Here is a 17,353-nt window from a genome sequence, read left to right on the forward strand (position 1 = left end):
ATGGCGCTGGCCGCCGACGCATGGCCTTTGTCCGGCACCAGCCAAAAGTCCGGTGCCGTCATGACCTTGCAACTGCCCTGCCTCAGATCAGCCTTTGATCCGCCCTCCGGCCAGGCAGGCGCATTGACGGAGCAGCTGCGGGCAGAGCTGGTCGGGCAGGGCTATGACAGCGTTGCGTTTGAACAGGACGGGCAGGATTTGCTGGTTACTGCCCGAACGGGCGGCCTGGTGCTGGCGGCGGTCTATGACCTTTCCACCGGCGCCCTGATGGCGCAGGACATCTGGCATCAGAGCGATGAGGAGGCGCTGGAAATTCTGTCTGCGTCAGGCAGTGGAGATCAGGCCGGATCGGCGGCGTAGCTTTGCAGCACGCTCAGCGGCACAATGTCGAGCGCGCGCACATGAGTGGCCTCCAGGATGACCTTGGGCGCGCAGCCCTCATCGGCGGCCTGCAGGAAGCGCGCGGCGCAGAGGCACCAGCGGTCGCCGGGCTGCAGGCCCGTAAAGCTGAACTCGGGGCGCGGTGTCGACAGGTCGTTACCAACGTATTTTGAGAACGCGAGGAACTCTGCCGTGGTCACCACGCAGACGGTGTGGCTTCCCTGGTCTTCGGCGCAGGTGTTGCAATGGCCGTCGCGGAAGAACCCGGTCACCGGGCCATTGGAGCAGAGCGCAAGCGGGCCGCCCAATACGTTGATGCTGTCGTCTTTGTCCATGGGGTGCCCCGTCCCGGATATGGTTCAGTGTAATGATAGGGCAAATCCACCGCCCGTCCCGGTATTTCCCGTGCCAGAGCAGGTCTGTCAAACGCAAGCCGCCCGTCAGCGGGGCTGACGGGCGGCTGAATAGCTTACCTGAACGCCGGATCAGGTGTTGAACAGGAAGTGCAGCACGTCGCCGTCCTTGACGACATAGCTTTTGCCTTCGGCCCGCATCTTACCGGCTTCCTTGGCGCCCTGTTCACCATTGCAGGCGATGAAATCGTCATAGGCGATGGTTTCGGCCCGGATGAAGCCCTTCTCGAAATCGCCGTGGATAACACCCGCCGCCTGCGGCGCTGCGGTGCCGGTGCGGATGGTCCAGGCGCGTGCTTCCTTGGGGCCGACGGTAAAGTAGGTTTCCAGGTGCAGAAGTTCGTAGCCCGCGCGGATCAGACGGTCGAGGCCGGCTTCTTCCAGGCCCATTTCCTCCAGGAACATTTGGGCTTCTTCGGCTTCCAGCTGGCTGATCTCTTCCTCGATCTGGGCAGAGATGATCACATGGCTGTTGGCCTGCGCCGCGGCCATTTCCGCGACCTTGGCGGAATGTTCGTTGCCTTCGACCGATTCCGACTCGCCGACGTTGCACACGTACAGGACCGGCTTGGTGGTCAGCAGCTGCAGCATCTTCCAGGCCTTGGCGTCCTCGGCATCGACCTCGACCAGGCGGGCAGGCTTGCCGTCTTCCAGCATCGCCTGCGCGGCGGCCAGCAGGCGGTCCTGCTGCTGGGCCTCCTTGTCGTTGCCCTTCAGCTTGCGCACCAGGTTGGCGCGGCGTTTTTCGATGCTTTCGAGATCCGCCAGCATCAGCTCGGTCTCGATCACCTCGGCGTCCGTGACCGGATCGACGCGGCCCTCCACATGGGTCACATCGCCGTCTTCAAAGCAGCGCAGCACATGGGCGATGGCGTCGGTTTCGCGGATGTTGGCGAGGAACTGGTTGCCCAGGCCCTCACCCTTGGAGGCGCCTTTGACCAGGCCTGCGATGTCCACAAAGGTCATCCGGGTCGGGATGATCTGCTTGGAGCCGGCAATCGCCGCCAGCTTGTCCAGCCGCGCGTCCGGCACGCCGACCTCACCCACATTGGGTTCGATGGTGCAAAACGGAAAGTTGGCCGCCTGTGCAGAGGCGGTCTTGGTCAGCGCGTTGAACAGTGTCGATTTACCCACGTTGGGCAGGCCGACGATTCCCATTTTAAAGCCCATTCCGGCCTCCTGATACCACTTGGGAGCTGCTTCTAGGCAGCATTGGGGTCCCGTGCAAGCCAAGTCTGGCTGGCAGAACTGCCACAGTTGCGATCTGTGTTCCGCTTCACAGACAGTATGCACACTGATTTTTCATAACGCCCTTGGCAAAGATTTAGAGAGTTTTAGAACAAGGTTGAAAAAGGCTTGGCCAAAAGCCGTAATTTTTCCGAGGGGCTGGAAATGAAAAAGACAACGTTGCTGGCGGCCGCGGTTTCAGCGGCCATGGCACTGCCCGCTGCGGCGCAGGAAGTCGCGCTGGGGCTGGGGTATTCCGATTACCACCGCGAGACTGCGGACGACGGGGCGGTATTTACGCTGGATTACCTGCATGCGCCGTTCCATGAGCGCGGCCGTCTGTCGGCGCGGTTCGGTGCCGCGCTGGAGGTGCAGGATGCGGGCGACATTTTTGCAGGTGTCGGCATCAGCGGCGTGATTGATCTGAACAACGACTGGTTCATCGAAACCAGCGTGATGCCTGGCGCCTATCACGAAAGCTCTCCGGAGAACGATCTCGGCTCCGCTTTCGAGATCCGCAGCCTGCTGGCGGTGGGCAAGCGGTTCCAGAACGGCAAGGCGGTGTCGCTGGCGATCAGCCACAAGTCCAACGCCTCCACCGCGGATGAGAACCCGGGCGTGAACTCGCTGACTCTGCGCTGGCACATTCCGCTCGGCGGCTGAGCCGGGCTGCAAAACTGCGCGGGATTGATTTCCCGCGCAACATTCGGCACACCGGGGCGGACAGATTTCAAAAGGCCCGCCCATGACCCGTATCGATGCCAAATTCGCCGAACTGAACGCCGCCGGCAAGAAAGCCTTTGTCACCTATGTGATGGCGGGCGACCCCGACTACGAGACCTCTTTGGAGGTGGTGAAGGGGTTGCCGGACGCAGGCGTGGACATCATCGAGCTGGGCCTGCCGTTCACCGATCCGATGGCTGACGGCCCGACCATCCAGCTGGCTGGTCAGCGCGCGCTGGACGGCGGCATGACGCTGGAAAAGACGCTGCAGCTGGCTGCCGATTTCCGCAAGGGCGACGACACCACCCCGATCGTGCTGATGGGCTATTACAACCCGATCTACAGCCGCGGCGTGGAGAAGTTCCTGGAAGACGCCAAGGCCGCGGGCATCGACGGGCTGATCGTGGTCGACCTGCCGCCGGAAGAGGATGACGAGCTGTGCATCCCGGCGCAGAAGGCGGGGCTGAACTTCATCCGTCTGGCGACCCCAACCACCGACGACGCGCGCCTGCCCAAGGTGCTGCAGAACACCTCCGGCTTTGTCTATTACGTCTCGATCACCGGCATCACCGGTGCTGCTGAGGCTGAGGCCGGCGATGTTGGCCCTGAGGTTGCCCGCATCAAGGCGGCCACCGATCTGCCGGTCATCGTGGGTTTTGGCATCAACACGCCGGAGAAGGCGCAGAACATCGCGTCTATTTCGGACGGTGCGGTTGTGGGCAGTGCCATCGTCAGCCAGATCGGCGCGGGCAAATCCCCGGCAGAGGTGCTGGCATTTGTGAAGTCACTGGCGGATGGCGCCCACAAGGGCTGACACACGGACACCAACAGGTTTGGAAAACCGCGCCTTCGGGCGCGGTTTTTTGCGTTTCAGGGGTGCGGCAAACCGGGCGTTGCTTTTGCTGGCTTGAATTGGTAAAGAAATTTTACCAAATGAGATCGGGAGAGAATCCAGTGCCGGTGATCACCAATATCAACGACCTGAAGCGCATCTATGAACGCCGTGTGCCGCGGATGTTCTATGACTACGCCGAAAGCGGCAGCTGGACGGAACAGACCTTCCGCGAGAACACTTCGGACTTCGAACAGATCCGCCTGCGCCAGCGGGTGGCGGTGGATATGACCGGGCGCACGACCGCGGCCCAAATGATTGGCCAGGACGTGGCGATGCCGGTGGCGCTGGCACCGGTGGGGCTGACGGGCATGCAGCATGCCGATGGCGAGATCAAGGCAGCCCGCGCGGCGGAGGAATTCGGCGTGCCATTCACCCTGTCGACCATGTCGATCAACTCGATCGAGGAGGTGGCGGAGGCGACCTCCAAGCCGTTCTGGTTCCAGCTCTATACGATGAAGGACGAGGACTATATCCGCCGCCTGATTCAGCGCGCCAAGGATGCCAAGTGCTCTGCCCTGGTGATCACGCTGGATCTGCAGATCCTGGGCCAGCGACACAAGGATCTGAAGAACGGGTTGTCCGCGCCGCCCAAGCTGACTCCCGCCACCATTGCCAACCTGATGACCAAATGGACCTGGGGCCTGCAGATGCTGGGCGCCAAGCGGCGCAATTTCGGCAATATCGTGGGCCATGTGCAGGGGGTCTCCGACACCTCGCAGCTGGGCGCCTGGACGGCGGAGCAGTTCGACCCGGCGCTGGACTGGGGCAAGGTCGAAAAGCTGATGGAGATGTGGGGCGGCAAGGTGATCCTGAAGGGGATCCTGGACGCCGAGGACGCCAGGATGGCCGCCAAACTGGGCGCTGATGCCATCGTGGTGTCGAACCACGGCGGACGGCAGCTGGACGGGGCGCTGAGTTCGATCCGGATGCTGCCGGAAATCATGGATGCGGTGGGCAGCGATGTTGAGGTGCATCTGGACAGCGGCATCCGCTCCGGCCAGGACGTGCTGAAAGCGCTGGCGCTGGGGGCCAAGGGCACCATGATCGGGCGCGCCTTTGTCTATGGCCTGGGGGCGATGGGGCAGAAGGGCGTCACCGCGGCGCTGGAGGTGATTCGCAAGGAGCTGGACACCACCATGGCGCTCTGCGGCGAACGCTCTGTCGAGGGGCTGGGGCGCCACAATCTGCTGATCCCGGAGGATTTCGGCGGCCGCTGGCAGGAATAGTGCGCTCAGGCGGCCGGGCAGGGGCCTTTGCCCCTTCCCATGCTGCACATTCCGGTCTATAGGCACGGCTTCACGCGGGGTGACAGCCTTGGAGGCACCCCGGTTAGACATATGGAGAATTAAGATGGCAAAAGAGATTCCTGATCTCGTAGCCCAGGAACGTGCGGGGACGGGCAAGGGCGCCGCTCGCGCTGCGCGCCGCGCAGGCATGGTTCCGGGTGTGGTTTATGGCGGCGACGTGGATCCGGTCGCGATCCAGATCCCGTTCAACGAACTGCTGAAAAAGCTGAAAGCCGGCCAGTTCAAGTCCACCCTGTGGAACCTGAAAGTGGAAGGCCATGACGACGTGCGCGTGATCTGCCGCGACGTTCAGCGCGATGTGGTGAAGGACCTGCCGACCCACCTCGACCTGATGCGCCTGCGCCGCACCTCGAAGATCAACCTGTTCATCCCGGTTGAGTTCATCAACGAAGACCAGGCCCCCGGCATCAAGAAGGGCGGCATGCTCAACGTGACCCGCCCCGAGGTTGAGCTGGTTGTGACCGCTGGCGATATCCCCGAGAAGCTGGTTGTCGACATGGCCGGCCTGAACATCGGCGACGTTGTCACCATCTCGTCGATCGAGCTGCCGTCCGGCGCCAAGCCGACCATCGACCGCGACTTCGTGATTGCAAACATCGCGTCGCCCGGCGGCCTGTCCTCTTCCGACGATGAAGAAGGTGAAGGCGAAGAAGGCGAAGCAGTGGAAGCAGCTGCTGAAGAATAAGACCGGCGCCCATCGGGCAACGGTTTCACGGGCTCCCATCCGGGGGCCCGTTTTTTTGTGCGGCAGGCCGTTTGCCGGTGATTGACTTTTGCCCGCACCGCTGTCCCATTTCCGCCTGAGGATTGGGAGGAACGGGCATGGCGGATTACGATATTGCCATTGCAGGCGCTGGGGCCGTGGGGGTGAGCTGCGCGCTGTGGGCACAAATGCGCGGCCATAGGGTGCTGCTGATCGACCCGGAGGATCCGGGATCGGGCACCAGTTACGGCAATGCCTGCACGCTGGCGACCTATGCCTGCCTGCCGGTCAATGACCCCTCGGTGCTGATCTCGCTGCCCGGCCTGATGTTTTCCAAGGACAGCCCGCTGTCGCTGTCCTACGCCCATGCGCTGCGCAATCCGGGCTGGATGCTGTCCTTCCTTGCCAATTGCCGCCCCGGCCCGTCGCAGCGGATCGCGGGCCATCTGGCTGATTTGCTGTCGCACGCGGATGCCGGGATCAATCCGCTGATCGAGGCCGCAGGTGCGCAGGATCTGGTGGTGGAGCGCGGCCAGCTGTCTGTGTGGTCGACGGAGAAAGCCGCCAAGGCCGCAAGCGACGGGCTGGAGCGCCGCCGCGCCTTGGGGGTTCCGTGGCGGGAGGTGGACCCGGAAGAGGCGCTGGAGATGGAGCCGGGGCTGCAGCTGCCCATCAGGCGCGCGGTGCATTTCCATGCAGCCCGCAGTTTGCGTGATCCGCTGGAATTCATCACCCGGATGCACCGGGCCTATACCGAATTGGGCGGCACCACCCTGCGCGCGGAGGCAGAGGCGGTCAGGGCTTCGGATACGGGTGTGGAAGTGCAGGCCGGCGGCCAGAGTCTCACCGCGGGCCATGCAGTGATAGCCAGCGGCGCGTTTTCCAAGCGGATCGCGGGGGCAGGGGCGGAGCGTCTGCCCCTGGGCACCGAGCGCGGCTACCACGTGATGTATGAAGGTGAGGCGCATAGGGTGACGCGGCCCGTGGGCTGGGGCGAGGCCGGGTTTTACGCTGTTCCCCATGCAAAAGGCCTTCGGCTGACCGGAACGGTGGAGATCGCGGCGCTGGATGCGCCCATGAACATGCGCCGTCTGGCCTATATTGCCCGCAAGGGCGCGGAGATGCTGGGGCAGCTGCCCGCACCCAGCAGCGAGTGGCTGGGCTACCGCCCGACGATGCCGGATTCGCTGCCGGTCATTGGCCGCAGCCCGCAATCGGACCGGGTGCTCTACGCCTTTGGCCACCAGCACATCGGGCTGACCCTGGGCGGCATTACCGGGCGGCTGATCGCGGATCTGGCGGAAGGCCGCCAGCCGAATGTGGATCTTGCACCTTTTTCGGCAAACCGCAGGTTCGCCTGACGCCGCGCGGCTCTGGATTCCGCAGCCCAAATAGGGCATCACTCGGTTTCCTTGAAACGCAGATCGGGCAGACCCCATGAAACTCTTTGTCGGCCTTGGCAATCCCGGCCCGAAATATGAGCGCAACCGCCATAATATCGGCTTCATGGCGCTGGACCGGATTGCCGGTGATCACGGGTTTTCCCCCTGGAAGTCAAAATTCCAGGCGCTGATCTGCGAGGGCAATTTGGGCGGCGAAAAGGTGCTGCTGCTGAAGCCGCAGACCTTCATGAACCTCTCCGGCCAGTCGGTGGGGGAGGCGATGCGGTTCTACAAGCTGACTCCGGCCGATGTGGTGGTGCTGCATGACGAGCTGGACTTGGCGCCGGGCAAGGCACGCATGAAGCAGGGTGGCGGCCATGCCGGCCACAACGGGCTGCGGTCGATCCATTCGCACATCGGGGCGGACTACGCGCGGGTGCGGCTGGGGATCGGCCATCCGGGCCACAAGGACGCGGTGGCGGGCTATGTGCTGCGCGACTTCCCCAAGGCGGATGAGGGCTGGCTGGATGACCTGATGCGCGGTATTTCCGACGGCGCGGCTGAACTGGCGCGCGGCGATGGCGGCAAGTTCATGAACGCGGTTGCGCTGCGCGTTGCTCCGCCGCGCAGTTCCACCAGCAAGCCCAAGGCTGAGGCGAAACAGCCCGCCAAGGAAGACCCGGTGCCGGATACCCGTTCGCCGCTGGAAAAACTGATGGACAAGTTCAAGTAAGCTCAGGTCAAAAGCGAAGAGACAGACAGATGGTGAAACTGATTATCGACACCGATCCGGGCATCGACGATGCAATGGCGATCTTCTATGCCGCCGCGGCCCCGGACATCGACCTGTTGGGCCTGACCACGATCTTCGGCAATGTGACCACCGCAACGGCCACCCGCAACGCGCTGCGCCTGCTGGAAGCCGCGGATCTGGACGTGCCGGTGGCGGCTGGTGCCACCACTCCGCTGGTGCTGCCGCCGTTCAAACCCTCGGCCTATGTGCATGGTGACGAAGGTTTTGGCGACATCCCGGCAGCTGAGCCCAAGGGCAAACCGATGGAGGAGGACGCTGCGGACTTCCTTTGCCGCATGGCACGCGAGCACAAGGGCGAGCTGGTGGTTTGCCCGATCGGCCCGCTGACCAATATCGCCTTGGCGATGCAGCGTGATGCAGATTTCATTGCAAACGTGAAGGCCATCGTGGTGATGGGCGGCTCTTTGGAGGAAGGCGGCAACATCACACCCCATGCTGAGGCCAATATCTATCACGACCCGCACGCAGCGGATGTGGTCTGCCAGGGCGGTTCAAAGGTGGTGTTTGTGGGTCTGGACGTTACCCACCGCATCCTGTGCCGGCCGGAGGATTTCGAGGCCATCGCCGCTAAATCGCCGGAGCTGGGCGGCATGCTGCAGGAGATGTCGCATTTCTATATCAAGTTCTACCGGGAGGTTGCGGGCCTTAACGGCTGCTCGCTGCATGATCCGGCGGCAGTGATTGCCTGCACCAACCCGGAGCTGTTCGGGATGCGCGATGTGGCGCTTGAGGTGTCCTGCGAGGGCGAGACTTCCGGCGCCACGGTCGCTGCGCCAGACAGCACCCGCGACCCGGTTAAGGTCTGCATGACGGTTGAAGCGGACGCGGTGAAAGCCTTGTTTCTCAAGCGCTTGGCCCTGCTGCCATAAGGGGGGGTGGCCGGGCGGCCCGGTTGTTTTCCGGGCAGCCGCACCCGGTTAGCTGACCGCGCTGAGCATTAGCCGTCTGCGTTCGCTGCCGGGGCAAGATCTCGCGCAGCCGGTCTGCATCGCCGCGCCCTGCATCCCTTCGCTTTTCATTGGCCGAAACGCATTGTCAGGTGCTGTGCGGCTTGCCCGCCTTGCGTGCCCGGGAATGGGTACCGCGGCAGGCTTCCATGGCGGTCGCGCTGGATGGCAGCTGAGCAAAGATCTCCAGCGCCTGAACCCGCTGGATCATGCGCAACGGTGATAAACCTGCCATGCTTGCTCTGCTCTGCGGACCGTTGCTGACTCGCCTTGGCAGGCCGTTGCGCCAGCGGCGCGGTCACATCATCAGTGTCGAGGCGATGGCCTTTCGCTGCAGTTGCGTCACGTTTTTTCAGCTTTGACGAGTATTATTTCAGAATCCGATTGTGATATCGGAGTGCTATGGCATTCTTCATGTGCGCTAGTTTGGATTTGCTGGCAGACATCTTTGATTTTTGCTTGCGCCAGCTGATTTTAGCTTTTCTAAGATACATGTTCAGATTGTGAGGCGAAGGTTTGGTTGATAGGTTGTCGGTGCTGGCAGCATGCCGGCAGATTCAGGCAGAGCACCCGCACCTGCGGGAAAAGTACTCTCGTGCCAGAAAAGTCGTCCGGGCCTTCAAGTCGCCCGCATTTTATGAAGTCACCACCAAGTGCAATCTGAAGTGTGAAGGCTGCTACTATTTCGAAGGCGGGAAGACTGCGTCGATCCCTGCCAGAGATCGTATTGACGACTGGAAGAAGTTCTTCGCCGATGAAGCAGCACGCGGTGTCAGTATGGCCTATTTTGTCGGGGCCGAGCCTGCTATGGCGCCGGACCGGCTCATGGCAGCGGCTGAGCACTTCCCTTATGGAAACATCGGAACCAACGGCACGATCAGGATAGACCCAAGTGTGCAATACCGCATTGGTGTTTCGGTTTGGGCTGGCGACGACGAATCCGACAAGCAGCTGCGTGGGGGGAGTGTTTTTCGGAAAGCCCTCAGGAATTATGCGGGCGACCCGCGTGCTATCATACTGCTCACTGTGTCCAACTGGACAGTAGATCAGATCCCGCGTGTCGCTGAACTGTGCAAGGATCACGGCCTCCCGTTGACATTCAATATTTTTTCTCCAACCCATGAATTCAACCGAAAGCTGTCTATCTCAGCGCCGAACGACAGTGATTTTTTCCGGGTCAGCTCGCCGCTTTCATCTCCGAAACTGAATGATGCTGCGCTGGAGCGGCTTCGGCGCGCAATGAATCAGGCGATTGAAGATTTCCCGGAGACTGTAATCTACTCAAAATCGTATAATGACTACATTTGCCAGCCGGGTGCGCGTTACGAACTTGATCCGGAAACGGGCATTGCAATGGACTGCCAATCCCGCATTCGCGAACCCATGCGGTATTTTGATGTCTCCCTCAGACCCAACCCTGTGAAGTGCGGCACGCCGGATGTCGATTGCAGAACCTGCCGCATGTACTCTGGAGGCTGGTCCTCCCAGTTCATCCCGAAGCCCAGGGATGCAGCCAGCCCGGAAGCCTTTGAAGGCTGGCTGGATTCGCTTGAAACGCTTGGCCGGATTTTCCTCTATTCTCCGGCTGACGCAGGCGCCGCAAAGGCAGTCGCATGAGCTTGCAGGTTCCGGCACTGTCCTTGCCGCCATTGGCCGAAATCCGCTGGACCTCTGCTGCGGACGCCATTCGTTTTCGCCCGCACACCCGGCCCAGGGAATTGTTGTCGCAGGGAGTTGTTCCAGTGCCGGCCGGCAGGCGGAACATTTTTCTTATTTCGGATCCCGGCACTGCAGATCGCATTCTAAGGCGGGACAGCAAGCAGTTTCCCAAAGCAACCCCGCAGTACAGGGTCGGGTATAAGGCGTTCGGCCCGGGTATCAGCGGGACGATTGGAGAGACGAACCTGCGCCAGCGAAAGGCACTCGCCCCTCTTTTCGAAGGCGCAAATCTGCGCAGGGCCGCGGAAGCGGCGCGGCTTGCGGCGGCTGATGCTGCGCACCGCTGGACAGGCACGCGTGTCGTTGATCTGCACAAGGAATCCAGCCGGCTGGCCCTGGATGTGGCCTGGAGTATCTTTCTCGGCAATGGCGAGTATGAGGGGGCAGCGCCAAGTGTGCGCGAAGCCATTGAAAAGATTGCACGGCTTCCGAAACAGGATTTCGTGGAGGCGGCATCCGTTGTCCGGGAGCTGGTAGATACCTACGTTGATACGGGCCGCTATCTGTCCGTTGATGATGAAAACCCAATGTCTAAGATCGCCTGCGCTGCAGGCTACAGCGGCTCTCCCGGGTTAAGCCAGCCGGAGGTACGGGCGAATGCGGCGGTGCTGGCAGCGTCGGGGCATGTGACAACTGGCCTGACCCTTGGCTGGGGCCTGTGGGTGCTGGGGCAAATGCCCGCATATCAGGCAGAGCTGCGGGACAAGCTGGAACGCGAGGGAAGTATCCGGCCCGAACTGATCGCATTGTTCAGCGAAGCGATGCGGCTCTGGACGCCAGCAGCCGAAACCATGCGGGAGAACCTGGTTCCGGTTTCGGTGGAAGGGACAACGATCCCGCCCAAGTCCCTCATTCTGGTCTCCTATTACGCCATGCACCGGCGCTCCGGTCTTTGGGCCGAGCCGAACAAGTTCGACATAACGCGTTTCAGCCGGGCGAACCTGGCAAATATTCCCAAAGGGGCCTTTCAGCCGTTTTCAGGGGGAGAATACCGGTGCCCTGGCATGTCGCTGGCATGGCGGGAGCTGATTGCAGCAAGTGAAACCTTGCTGAGGCGATGCACGATCGAAGTTGAACCTGCGTCAGCTGCGGAAGTCGGGCTGGAAGCCGGAACCTGCATTTATCCCGACCGCCCGCTGCAGGCAAAAATTTCAGGAGTAAAATGAAACACGCTTTGGCCGACGGGCACTACCTTTCTATTTACTCCGCAATCGACCCTGTTTCGGCGGCTCATGACATTTACTTGCGGCACGACCAGAGCATGGCGCTGTGGAAAAAGAGCAGGCGGACGGTCGAGCTGATCCGCTACTGGGAATTTGAACGGATTTCCGGCATCAAGCACCACAGCCTCTCCTTCGCCAGCAGGCGGGACGCAATCGCATTCATTGATGCGCAACTGGCCGAGCTGGGGATGAGCAGCGCAGATCTTATCGAGATTTGGGGCACTCCGGGTTTGGAAAAAATAGGCGGCCTGCGTATCAGCCCCGAAGCGCAGGGCTACCCCTACCACAGCATCGCGCATCTTTTTTCCGGTATGCTGAGCGACACAAGCGTTTTCCAGAGCCAAAAGGTGCTTGCCATGGCAGTGGATGGAGCACCGGATCTGCTGTTTGAACGCGAAGCCCGCCGGAAACCCTACTACGCTGCGGCCTTCTGTGACCAAGGGCAGCCAGAGTTCTTTCCGGTTTCGTCGCCGGCAGTGCTGTGGGCCTTTTTGAAAAGCCACTACCGCATGGCTGAAGGCTCCCTGATGGCCCTGGCCAATGCCGCGACAGCACGGGCGAACATAGAGGCCGGGCAGCTCATCGAGATACGCGATGCCGCTGAAACGGCCGCCGCCGGACGCTGGCTCAAGGAATTGGCAGGCAGAATAGATGCTCTTGAGCCTAAGGATGAAGGAACGGGCTTCACTTGCCTTGATCCGCGCTTTTCCTTTGAAGAGAACAGGATCAGCATGGCAGCAAAGCTTGTCCAGGAAGTTTCGAACCTGATTATGCACCGGAACGTGGCCCGGGCTGTCGACCGCTTCCAGATTGACCCCAGGGAAACGGTGTTGTCGGTGTCGGGCGGATTTGCTCTGAACTGCCCTGCAACTGCCTTCCTGACCCGGAGTTTCGGGTTTCGCGGCGTCTTGCAATCGCCGCCGGTCAACGATTCCGGCTTGTCGCTGGGGATCGGGCTGCACCAGTTCTTCGAGAATGATCCAGGCTTCAGCTTCTCCCTTGGACATGCCTTTTACGGGCGCGGGCCTGTCCCGGCCGCCGGCTGCGGAGCCAAGGCTCAATTTTCTCCGTTCATCAGATCCAGCAGGCCGGCTGGCCCTGAAAGATTTGTGGATGATATTCTGCAGGGGCCGGTTGTCCGGATAAGCGGCCCGGCGGAAATCGGTCCGAGGGCTCTTGGCAACCGCAGCCTGCTGGCAGACCCGCGGTCGGAAAAGGCGTTGGGTGTCCTGAACCGCATCAAACAGCGACAGTGGTGGCGCCCTGTTGCGCCGATTGTGCTGGAAGAGGACGCTGGCGACTTTTTCGAGAATGCGGCCTGCTCGCCATACATGCTGCGGACCTTCCAGATCCGCGCCGGTAAGGCGCATCTCGTGCCGGCCATCCGGCATCTGGACGCAAGCGCTCGCGTGCAGACGGTCTCACGGAAGCAGAATGCCGAGCTGCATGCTTTTCTGACGGCTTTCAAAGAGCGAACCGGCATCCCGATGCTTTGCAATACCTCTTTGAATGACAAGGACGAACCGATCATCGACAGCCTTGCCGAAGCGATGAACTTTGCCCTGCGCAAAGGTCTGCCGGTTATCTATTCCGATGGCTGCCGAATCCGGCTGCAGGACCACTCAAATTATTCTGCGACCGGACCGCTGCCGCGCGCCGGTGCCGGTGCGCTCGTGCGTTCGAAGGCGGAAAAGACAACCTCAGGAAAGCTGTTGAACCCTTTTGGAATATCCAGGAAAGACCTGATCGTGCTCTCTTCGGTCAGTCTGATTGACGGGGTGGACCTGCAAGACCAGCAACGCGTTGAACGCCTCAGGCGGCGAGCTTTCCTGCTCGGGAAAAGACTGGACAGAACACTGGCGCTCGATTTCACGTCGGACTGGCACTCAGACCAGAGAGCCAGTGCAGACCGGGCAGCCGGTTTTGGCCCCGGCCCGGTTTGACAGAGGGCCGCGGCATGAATGAGCAGCACGCACGCAGTTTGATGCAATCCGGGAACTACCAGGGCGCCCTGTCGCTTTACGAGAGCTGGGCGGAGAAAACCGGAACGCCGGGAAGAGCCTATCTGGGAAAAGCGCGCGCGCTTGAGCAGCTCGGTCGGATTGAGGAAGCGCTTGATGCTGCCGAGGCGGCGGGCAAACTGCTTCCAAGGAACCTGGATGGGTGGTGGATAAGGGCACGCTGCCACAACAAGCTGGGGCAATCCGGGCAAAGCGAAGCATGCTGCCGTCAGGTGCTTGCGTTGAATCCGGTTCACGCGGGGGCGGCTGCAGCGCTGGCCCGTCTTTATGTGAAAGGGGATGCTGCCGAGCGCGCGATGGCAGTTGTAGCTGGTTTCCATCAGGCGGGTGGTACGGACGCCAGGGTTTCTCTTGTCCACGCCGGCATTCTGATCAGCAGGCGGGCTTACGGTGATGCCGAGGCTATTCTGCGCGGGCTTCTCGATGACGGCTTGGAGACACCGCAGCGGCAGAACGCAGTGCGGCGGCTGGCGGACCTGTATATTACCTTGAAGGATTTCCCTGCGCTGCGGGCGCTCTGTGACGGGCACGTCAAGGACGACGATGACAAGATCCGCATTGCCGTGCGCCTGTGCAAACTGCCGCCAGCGGACCTTGGAGCCAGTTTCCCGTTTTCCTTTTTCAGGGAGCTCTATGAAAACAACGCAGGCGACACGCGTGCATTCAATGCGTTCTTTATTCAAGCAAGCCTGGCTGGCGAAATTGAAGATACCCTCGGGTTGGAAATTTCGCATGCTGCCATAGCCGACACGTCGAATGGTGATATCTGCGGCCTGCTGAAGCGGCTGGAGCCGCCAGCGCCGGAAACAGCGGCCAAACCGGAAAACCTGGAATTCTGGCACCTATGCGGCCAGCCCTGCGGCAGTTTTACGGCGTGGGCAGCCAGGGCATTGTGGAACCGGGAGGCCACAGCTGCGCTGGCACGGTACCTGGGCCCGCACCGCGGCAATCGTGCGGAGGTGATGAAGCAGCTGAACGCTCTATGCGCACAGCCGGACTTCGCCCTGCTTGCGCAGCAGCGGTCCCGCGGAAAGGGCTGTCTTGTGGCCGGATCCCACTTGGGGCCTATCCGGGCCCTGCCGCCGTTTCTGGAAGACCGCTTAGACAGTGTGGGTGTCATTAGTGACCTTCGCCGGCACCGCTCTGCTGAAGGCCAAAATGATATCTCCGTTCGTTTGAACCCCGGACGAAGCTTTCGCGAAATCGCCATGTGCCTGAAACGGAATGCCATCTTATGCTGTGCGCCCGATGGTATTTGGCCGACCGATCCGAAACGTTTCTTTGACAGTGAGTTCGGGCCTGTCGCCCTGCAAACTCTTTATGCACGCGCCCAGTACGCCAGCGGGGCATCCTGCGTCTGGGCCGAGGCGTATTGGCAGGACGGTGAAATCCGCTTTGGTTTCCGGCCAATGCCTTGCCCTCGCGCCGGCGAGGGCAGGGAGGCCTTCGTGCAAAGATGGGGCAGATCATACCTGATGCATACGGTAGAGCTTCTGAAGAACCGGCTGCCTGCATTTTATGATGGGCACCGGAGATTCCGGGAGAGGGGCTGAGTGATCCCCTCTGGGCTGACCTGGCCGGTTGGCTCAGCTTTGTACCTGTTCACCGCCCGCTGCGGCAGGTGCGGCGGGCTGTTCCCTGCTGCCGTCTGCGCTGTGGTGCGTTCAATCTTTGAGTGTTGATTATAAAGATAAATATATCACAGGTTGTTTAAGGCGACTTCATGCAACAAAAAGGAGTTGTCATTCAGGCGTGGCACTTCGTGGGGACTGCCAGCTTTCTACCGCTCCGAGCGGAAAATGTTTCCGGTAACTTTTGGCGAGGACACAATGGGACAACCTTTTCTTTCCCAGATATCGTTGTGGGGCTTGGATTTTGCGGTAAGGGACTGGGCATATTGCGACGGTCAAGACATTCCTATCGCTCAGAATACAGCACTCTTTGCATTGCTCGGAGCCCGCTACGGCGGTGATGCCCGCACGACATTCGGACTGCCCAACCTTAAGGGGCGCATGGCCTGCGGCCTTGGAAATCCTGGCGAGGACCGCGGCTCAACCGGAGGTGCAGAGACCGTAACACTCAACGCAGCCACCATGCCGCAGCACAACCACCCAGGCACCATTCTCACGGTGGCAGATACGGCAGGTACCAGCGGTCCGGCGAGCGGCCTGGTCATGGCCAAGCCTTCGGTGACACGCAGTGGGACCACCGCGGTGGGCAGTTCATTCTCCGATCAAAGCTATGTCAGCGCGGCTGTGAGCAGCGGGCTGCCTGAGACCGGAAGCATTGGTTCGGGCACTCCTTTCTCCGTCCGCAGCCCGTATCTGGCGGTGAGTTACGAAATTGCCATTGAAGGGATCTTTCCGGCCCGGGCCTAGAATTTCCCTTGTCAATCCAACCTTGTTTCAAGGAGTACATTATGGCTGAGCCCTTTATCTCCCAAATTTCCGCATTCGGGCTTGGATTCACCATCAGAGACTGGGTGCAATGCCAGGGACAACTCTTGGCAATCTCTCAGAACCAAGCGCTGTATTCACTGATCGGCGATATCTATGGCGGCGATGGCATCAATTCCATGGGGGTGCCCAATCTGAAAGGGCGCACAGTCCTGCATTCGGGATCGGGTCCGGGTTTGACCCCGCGCCAGATCGGGTCCTTCAACAGTCTCCGGGACAGAAGCCTCACTTCGTGGGAGATGCCTGCCCATGCGCATCCGATTTCTCAAAAAGCGAAGCCGGAACCAGGCACCAGCCTGACACCGTCTTCAGGGTCGGTAACCGCGATACCCGAGGGCACCTACTCCGGAGCTTCAATCATTGCCGATTGGTACGCCGAAGCGTCAAACCTGACGGACCTGTCTTCGCTGGGCTCTCCGGCAACAGCGCCGAGTGGGAACAGTGCCGCCATTCAAACAATCTCTCCCTACCAGGTTGTCATGTATGAAATGGCCCTTTTCGGGGCCTATCCGCCGCGCAGCTAGCCACCCGGTGTCTCACCCACCTATCCAACCCAGCCACCGCCCTGAGCGGGTGTTTCAAACGAGTGGAGGCAGGAAATGTCAGAACCATTTATGTCGCAGATTTCAATATTCCCTTTGACCTATGCTGTCAGGGACTGGGCTTTTTGCGACGGCCAGATTCTTGCGATCGCCCAGTATAATGCCCTCTTTTCGCTTGTCGGAAGCAGGTTTGGCGGAAACGGGGTTTCTACTTTTGGCCTTCCGGAAATGCGCGGCCGTGTGGCGGTTCACCGCAACACAAATGGGACTTATCCGCTGGGCCAAATGGCAGGATCCGAAAATCAGAAGCTGACCACGGGCAATCTTCCTCCGCACACGCACGGCAACGTGTTTTTTGCAGTAGCCGAGGATGACGGAAGCGAAAACCCGGGGCCCGGCACTGTACTGTCCATTCCCAAGGTGGGGGATGTGGCTGGCCGCGGCTATGCTGCCCCGGATGGCAGCGAGGTTACTCTCGGCAACAGCGGTAGCCGGACTGTCAGTTCAGGGCAAAGCACCCCTTTTTCTATCATGGATCCGTTCATGTGCATGAGCTACGAGATTTCGCTTAGGGGTGCATACCCTTCAAGATCCTAGCTT

At 60.9% G+C, this 17,353-nt stretch carries 18 protein-coding genes; 15 read left to right on the top strand and 3 right to left on the bottom strand.

Annotated features, from left to right (window positions below; all coding sequences use genetic code 11):
- Positions 1 to 60: 60 nt before the first annotated feature.
- Positions 61 to 360 (top strand): hypothetical protein, encoded by a 300-nt coding sequence (locus RA21_RS17185; RefSeq protein WP_152610581.1) that lies wholly within the window; start codon positions 61 to 63, stop codon positions 358 to 360.
- Here the strand turns inward: RA21_RS17185 and RA21_RS17190 are convergent.
- Entirely contained in the window at positions 339 to 716 is a 378-nt protein-coding gene (locus tag RA21_RS17190; protein WP_019297394.1) for a DUF2237 family protein, read from the bottom strand. The two genes, RA21_RS17185 and RA21_RS17190, sit on opposite strands and share 22 nt — an antisense overlap.
- A 150-nt stretch (positions 717 to 866) precedes the next feature.
- Positions 867 to 1,964 (bottom strand): redox-regulated ATPase YchF, encoded by a 1,098-nt coding sequence (ychF, locus tag RA21_RS17195; protein ID WP_039151171.1) that lies wholly within the window; start codon positions 1,962 to 1,964, stop codon positions 867 to 869.
- 222 nt (positions 1,965 to 2,186) lie between these two features.
- Between ychF and RA21_RS17200 the strand changes: the two genes are divergently transcribed.
- The 7 genes from RA21_RS17200 (at position 2,187) to RA21_RS17230 (ending at position 8,714) form a co-directional block, all read left to right on the top strand.
- Complete coding sequence (locus tag RA21_RS17200) at positions 2,187 to 2,684, top strand: acyloxyacyl hydrolase (RefSeq protein ID WP_029204933.1); 498 nt, start codon at positions 2,187 to 2,189, stop codon at positions 2,682 to 2,684.
- 82 nt (positions 2,685 to 2,766) lie between these two features.
- Positions 2,767 to 3,558: a tryptophan synthase subunit alpha gene (gene trpA, locus RA21_RS17205; RefSeq protein ID WP_039151173.1), complete on the top strand. Its 792-nt coding sequence runs from the start codon at positions 2,767 to 2,769 to the stop codon at positions 3,556 to 3,558.
- Between the two features lie 140 nt (positions 3,559 to 3,698).
- Positions 3,699 to 4,865 (top strand): alpha-hydroxy acid oxidase, encoded by a 1,167-nt coding sequence (locus RA21_RS17210; protein WP_039151176.1) that lies wholly within the window; start codon positions 3,699 to 3,701, stop codon positions 4,863 to 4,865.
- Positions 4,866 to 4,989: 124 nt separating this feature from the next.
- Entirely contained in the window at positions 4,990 to 5,631 is a 642-nt protein-coding gene (locus tag RA21_RS17215) for a 50S ribosomal protein L25/general stress protein Ctc (RefSeq protein WP_019297389.1), read from the top strand.
- Positions 5,632 to 5,768: 137 nt separating this feature from the next.
- Entirely contained in the window at positions 5,769 to 7,010 is a 1,242-nt protein-coding gene (locus RA21_RS17220; protein WP_039151180.1) for an NAD(P)/FAD-dependent oxidoreductase, read from the top strand.
- Between the two features lie 76 nt (positions 7,011 to 7,086).
- On the top strand, positions 7,087 to 7,764 hold the full coding sequence (gene pth, locus RA21_RS17225; protein WP_039151183.1) for an aminoacyl-tRNA hydrolase: 678 nt from the start codon (positions 7,087 to 7,089) through the stop codon (positions 7,762 to 7,764).
- 29 nt (positions 7,765 to 7,793) lie between these two features.
- Positions 7,794 to 8,714, top strand: a complete 921-nt coding sequence (locus RA21_RS17230) for a nucleoside hydrolase (RefSeq protein WP_039151186.1) — start codon at positions 7,794 to 7,796, stop codon at positions 8,712 to 8,714.
- Between the two features lie 166 nt (positions 8,715 to 8,880).
- Here RA21_RS17230 and RA21_RS23455 read toward each other — a convergent pair whose 3' ends face one another.
- Positions 8,881 to 9,003, bottom strand: a complete 123-nt coding sequence (locus tag RA21_RS23455; RefSeq protein ID WP_019297385.1) for a hypothetical protein — start codon at positions 9,001 to 9,003, stop codon at positions 8,881 to 8,883.
- A 305-nt stretch (positions 9,004 to 9,308) separates the two neighbouring features.
- Here RA21_RS23455 and RA21_RS17235 point away from each other — a divergent pair, with 305 nt between their 5' ends.
- The 7 genes from RA21_RS17235 to RA21_RS17265 all read left to right on the top strand — a co-directional run bounded on the left by RA21_RS17235 (position 9,309) and on the right by RA21_RS17265 (position 17,350).
- Positions 9,309 to 10,409, top strand: coding sequence for a radical SAM protein (locus tag RA21_RS17235; protein WP_152610582.1), 1,101 nt, complete (start codon positions 9,309 to 9,311; stop codon positions 10,407 to 10,409).
- On the top strand, positions 10,406 to 11,677 hold the full coding sequence (locus tag RA21_RS17240; RefSeq protein ID WP_039151191.1) for a cytochrome P450: 1,272 nt from the start codon (positions 10,406 to 10,408) through the stop codon (positions 11,675 to 11,677). The genes RA21_RS17235 and RA21_RS17240 overlap by 4 nt, the downstream gene beginning before the upstream one ends.
- Positions 11,674 to 13,677 (top strand): carbamoyltransferase C-terminal domain-containing protein, encoded by a 2,004-nt coding sequence (locus RA21_RS17245; RefSeq protein WP_052257699.1) that lies wholly within the window; start codon positions 11,674 to 11,676, stop codon positions 13,675 to 13,677. The genes RA21_RS17240 and RA21_RS17245 overlap by 4 nt, the downstream gene beginning before the upstream one ends.
- 14 nt (positions 13,678 to 13,691) lie before the next feature.
- Positions 13,692 to 15,308, top strand: a complete 1,617-nt coding sequence (locus RA21_RS17250) for a tetratricopeptide repeat protein (protein WP_039151194.1) — start codon at positions 13,692 to 13,694, stop codon at positions 15,306 to 15,308.
- A 246-nt stretch (positions 15,309 to 15,554) separates the two neighbouring features.
- Positions 15,555 to 16,133, top strand: a complete 579-nt coding sequence (locus RA21_RS22400; protein WP_082008995.1) for a phage tail protein — start codon at positions 15,555 to 15,557, stop codon at positions 16,131 to 16,133.
- A 41-nt stretch (positions 16,134 to 16,174) separates the two neighbouring features.
- A complete protein-coding gene (locus RA21_RS17260) occupies positions 16,175 to 16,735 on the top strand; it encodes a phage tail protein (protein ID WP_019297378.1) in 561 nt (186 codons plus the stop codon).
- Between the two features lie 75 nt (positions 16,736 to 16,810).
- The gene (locus tag RA21_RS17265; RefSeq protein ID WP_082008996.1) at positions 16,811 to 17,350 is read left to right on the top strand and encodes a phage tail protein; all 540 of its coding nucleotides are present in this window, start codon (positions 16,811 to 16,813) and stop codon (positions 17,348 to 17,350) included.
- Positions 17,351 to 17,353 lie beyond the last annotated feature (3 nt).

This window comes from Leisingera sp. ANG-DT (genome assembly GCF_000813785.1).
Lineage (GTDB): Bacteria > Pseudomonadota > Alphaproteobacteria > Rhodobacterales > Rhodobacteraceae > Leisingera.